Raw genomic sequence first — 1037 nt, 5'->3', positions numbered from 1 at the left:
AATAATATTTATTTTTTTAATTCTTAAATGATAAAAAATACTATTTTCTTTCATAATAGTATAAACTTTTTTATTGGCGATGTTTTCATTAAAAGTTTTTTGTTATAAATCATTGATTTTACGATGACCGTAAAAATATTGTTCGCGTAAACATAAAGCTTGAATTCGATTTTGTTGTAATAAATGTTTTTATTTTTGGCTTTGATTTTATTTTCAACTTTCAACCAATAATAAGTGCTTCTTTTAATTCGGATAGTTTTTAAAATGGTGGTTAATTTAGTTTTTGATTAAATTGTTTAACCAATTCAAAAACTGTTTTTTTATCAGTTTTTTGATTTTTTTTCATTATAGTTTATAATAATTTATTTTTTTGTTTTAATATTTCTTTTTATTTTTCATGATTGAAAACATTGTTTCCTTTTTTATATCATATACATAAACCATTATAACTCTGAATGATTATATTTATTTTAAAAAGGGTCGCGTTCAACTGGGGGGTTTGTGGAAATGAAAAAATTATTTTATGTTTTTAAAAAAGCAAAAAAGTTTAAAAGTTAATTAGTTTTAATAAAATAAAAAAAGGTAATTATAAAGAATGCCTTTGGGATTGGTAATTTAATTTTAATTTTACAACATTAAAATTGTGTGTGTTTTGGTAGATGAATTAAAATTTGAAATAAAAAAGTTCAAAAAAGATTATTTTCAAAAAAGATAACTTAAAAAGTATTTTTTTAAATAAAATGAATTAATACTAAAAATTATCTATGTCATGTTTTTGGCGGCATTTTTCTATTAATTCCAACCATATAACCAATAAGAAACCAAATAATACCACCTAATAAAAAAGTCAAGATTAAAGGTAAAACAATACTTTTTCTATTAATTGCGTAGCTATATCCCCATTTGTAAAAAAGGATAACAAAGAGAACTGCCAAAGAGAGAACTGTTAAAGCTGCTAAAAAAATAAATACCATCATCATTACTGATGAATAATTATACATTTTATACCTCCATTTATTTTTTCTTAATATATAAAA

The 1037-nt window shown here is 20.9% G+C and carries 1 protein-coding gene and 1 pseudogene; both read right to left on the bottom strand.

The annotated features are described in order from the left end of the window. A pseudogene (locus RI76_RS03250) lies at positions 1-346 on the bottom strand (IS3 family transposase); the annotation flags it as partial. 421 nt (positions 347-767) lie between these two features. Continuing rightward, the gene (locus RI76_RS00450; RefSeq protein ID WP_152411649.1) at positions 768-1001 is read right to left on the bottom strand and encodes a hypothetical protein; all 234 of its coding nucleotides are present in this window, start codon (positions 999-1001) and stop codon (positions 768-770) included. Between the last annotated feature and the right edge of the window lie 36 nt (positions 1002-1037).

Origin of the sequence: Milkweed yellows phytoplasma str. MW1, assembly GCF_000309485.1 — a bacterium.
Lineage (GTDB): Bacteria > Bacillota_I > Bacilli_A > Acholeplasmatales > Acholeplasmataceae > Phytoplasma.
The sequence above is the reverse complement of the archived record's forward strand: the minus strand, read 5'-3'. Positions and strand labels throughout refer to the sequence as shown.